Annotated in this window: 3 protein-coding genes; all 3 read right to left on the bottom strand. The window is 71.9% G+C overall.

The genetic code is table 11. The features are described from left to right. Window positions 1-647: 647 nt before the first annotated feature. Entirely contained in the window at window positions 648-1,703 is a 1,056-nt protein-coding gene (locus tag ACZ7GX_RS07385) for a DUF4192 domain-containing protein (RefSeq protein ID WP_498773879.1), read from the bottom strand. 115 nt (window positions 1,704-1,818) lie between these two features. Continuing rightward, window positions 1,819-2,583 carry a M23 family metallopeptidase gene (locus ACZ7GX_RS07380; RefSeq protein ID WP_498773877.1) on the bottom strand — a complete coding sequence of 255 codons (765 nt, stop codon included), beginning with the start codon at window positions 2,581-2,583 and terminating at the stop codon, window positions 1,819-1,821. 129 nt (window positions 2,584-2,712) lie between these two features. Further along, complete coding sequence (locus ACZ7GX_RS07375; RefSeq protein ID WP_498773875.1) at window positions 2,713-3,189, bottom strand: M23 family metallopeptidase; 477 nt, start codon at window positions 3,187-3,189, stop codon at window positions 2,713-2,715. Between the last annotated feature and the right edge of the window lie 42 nt (window positions 3,190-3,231).

Raw genomic sequence — 3,231 nt, 5'->3', positions numbered from 1 at the left:
CGGCGGTGTCGGACGGCGGTGTCGGACGGCGGTGTCGGACGGCGGTGTCGGACGGCGGTGTCGGACGGCGGTGTCGGACGGCGGTGTCGGACGGCGGTGTCGGACGGCGGTGTCGGACGGCGGTGTCGGACGGCGGTGTCGGACGGCGGTGTCGGACGGCGGTGTCGGACGGCAAGGCAGGGCGGGTTGATCGAACCCTGTTCCGCACCGACCCGCCGGCCCTTGCCGAGGTGGGCGAGACCAGCGCTGGACCAGCGCGAGACCAACGCGTCGCCAGCCGAGCAGCCGGCATCAGTAACGGTGTCGCTGCCGGTGCCGGGTGCGATGGCGACGCCGGTGCCGGTCCCGGTGCCGTGCCCGTGCTGTGCCCTGCGGTGGCGGTGCCGTGGTGCCCGTGCCCGTGCCCGTGCCGTGCGGTGGCGGTGCCGTGCCCGTGCGGGTGCGGTGCGGTGCGGTGCGGTGGTGGTGGAGAAGGTTCTTCGTGTCGGTACCCCCGATCGTGTAGTCGCGACGTCGATGATGTGCCGCCTGCCCGCCGCCCGCCCGCCTGCTCGCCCGCTGGCCCGGCTGACTGGCGCGCGGCAGTCGTCGGCAGGGCCGCGGTATGTGGGCGGGGGCGGGCCGGTGGATGAGGAGGTGGGCTGGGCTCAGGGTGAGGTGGGCCTGGGTTCAGGGTGGGTGAGGTTGGTGGGTGGGGTGGTCCAGTCGGTGGCGGCGACTCGTTCTGCCAGGTGGCGGATCTGGGTTGGGGGTAGGCCTCCGTGCAGGGCCGCGCGGAGCAGTTCGGTCAGGCGGTGGTCGGGGTTGGCTTCTTCGGCGCGGTCCAGGGCGAGCAGGGCCAGGGTGCCGTTGCCCCGGATGTACGCCGAGAAGGCCAGGAGGGTGGCCGATTCCGCCCGCTCCGGCGCGGGGCTCGCCCTGGTCAGCTCGGTCCACAGCACTTCGGCGCTGCCGGCGTGCTCGCCGACGCAGTAGGCCAGGCTCGCGTCCCTGGTCAGCGGGTTCGACAGGGCGTGGGCGAGGTCGGCCACCTCTTCGTCGGTCAACGGGCGCTTGCGGGTGGCCGCACGCAGCACCTCGGCGTGGATCAGCTCGCGGTCGCGTCGGGGCACGGTCTCGTCGTCCGGTGGTGGGTGGTCGGCGGACAGGCGGTTGAGGAGGGTCGATCGGCGGGACAGGGCGCCCGGCGGGTCCGGGGTCAGGACGTCGCCCATCGCCGCACGGCTGGCGTAGGTGACGTGGCCCTCCGCCGCCGACGCTGCGGCGAACGCCGTGCTCGACGGGTCCGGCACGGTGCCCGAGGTGCCCACGTCGTGGTAGTCGAACCAGCGCTCGCCCTTCGCCGTCGCACGCGTCCACACGGCCAGCAGGAGCGGCACGTCGGCGGCGTGGAGGGCGTCGTCCAGCTCGTCCACCACCGCGTCGTGCGGCAGGTCCTCGGGCGGGTCGCTCGAACCGCCGCCGATCACGACGAGCACCGCGTCGGCGCCCCGGCACCCGGCCAGCGGCGCGATGAGCCGGTCGGCCAGGCGGTGCGGCACGCCGGCGGGCGGCAGGTCGGCGCGCAGCGTCATGGTCACGTCGTGGTCGCGCACCACCAGCACGACGACCGAGTCGGACGGGTGGAAGCCCAGCAGGTGCGGCACGGCGGCGATCAGGTCGCCCGGGTCGCGCAGGCGGGTCGGGGGCAGCAGCTTCGTCATGGGTACGACAGTGGACCAGGGCGGTCCGGGGGGCCGGCGGCGATCGCCGATCTGTGGACAACTCGCGAAAGGCCGCTCCCACCGAACTGGGAGCGGCCCGGCGACCTGCGGGAACTCAGCAGTCCGGTGCTACTTGACCGTCCGAACCTGTGTACACGTAGGCATCGGAGATGTACCCCGACCCGATCTTGTCCCACAGGTTGGTGGTGCCGTACTTGCCGGTGATCGTCTCGCCCCGCGCCTGGCAGCTGATCGTCACCGTGGCGCCGTTCGCGACCGAGCCGACGGCCGCGTACTGGGTGCCGGGACCGGACCTGATGGTCACGGACGCGCCGCTGTCGGTGCCGACGGTGCCGGTCACCCCGCTGGTGCTGCACGAGTTGCGGCTGGTGTAGCTGCGCGTGCCCCAGTAGTAGATCTGCGTCCCGTTGAACTTGATCTTCTGGTCGACGCCGTTGAGCCTCTGCTCGTAGTGCAGGTGCGGCCCGGTCGACCCGCCGGTCGTGCCCACGTTGCCGATCCGCTGGCCGATCCGCACGGACTGGCCGACGGACACGCTCTGCGCGGACAGGTGCGCGTACCGGGTGCGCCAGCCACCGCCGTGGTCGATCTCGACCCACCGGCCGTAGCTCGTGCTGCCCTCGTTCGCGACCCGCGTGACGCTGCCCGCCGCCGACGCGACCACCGGGTCGCCGTCGTCGTTCGCCCGGTTGAAGTCGACCGAGTTCGCGGGGCTGTGGTTGGTGCGGGTCTGACCCTCCCACACCTGGTTGCACGGGAACGGCATCTGGAAGGTCGGCGCCGCCGCGGCCTCGCCCTGCGTGAGGACGAGGCCGATCAGCGGCGCCACCAAGGCCGTGACGAACACACGTCGGCTCATCTGCCACCTCCTTGACGACTAAGGGTGATCATCCGACCACGCCCGACCGTCTAAGTGGAAGACTTACCATGTGTTGAGTTGGTGAATTAGTTCCTAACCAACCGAACGGAGCAGCACCCGATCGCCCACTCAGCAGTTGCGACTGGTGTAGTTGCGCGTGCCCCAGTAGAGGATCTGCGAGCCGTTGAAGACGATCCTCTGCGCCACGCCGTCGAGCCGCTGCTCGAAGTGCAGGTGCGGGCCGGTCGAACCGCCGGTCGAGCCGACGTCGCCGATGCGCTGACCCCTCGACACGGTCTGGCCGACGCTCACCCGCTGCACGGACAGGTGCGCGTACCGGGTGCGCCAGCCACCGCCGTGACCGATCTCGATCCACCGGCCGTAGCTGGTGCTGCCCTCGTTCTCCACCCGCGTCACCGTGCCCGCCGCCGACGCCACCACGGGATCGCCTGCGTCGTCGGTGCGGTTGAAGTCCACGGCGTTGGCCGGGCTGTGACTGGTCCGGGTCTGGCCCGACCAGACCTGGTTGCACGGGAACGGCATCTGGAACCCCGGCGCCGCGGCGGCCTCGCCCTGCGTGAGGACGAGGCCGACCAACGGAGCCACACACGTCCTGGGCCAAAGGCAGCGGGGTTGGCTCATCCTCCA

It is taken from the genome of Actinosynnema sp. NPDC037264 (assembly GCF_055603705.1).
This window is presented reverse-complemented; position numbering and strand designations above follow the sequence as displayed.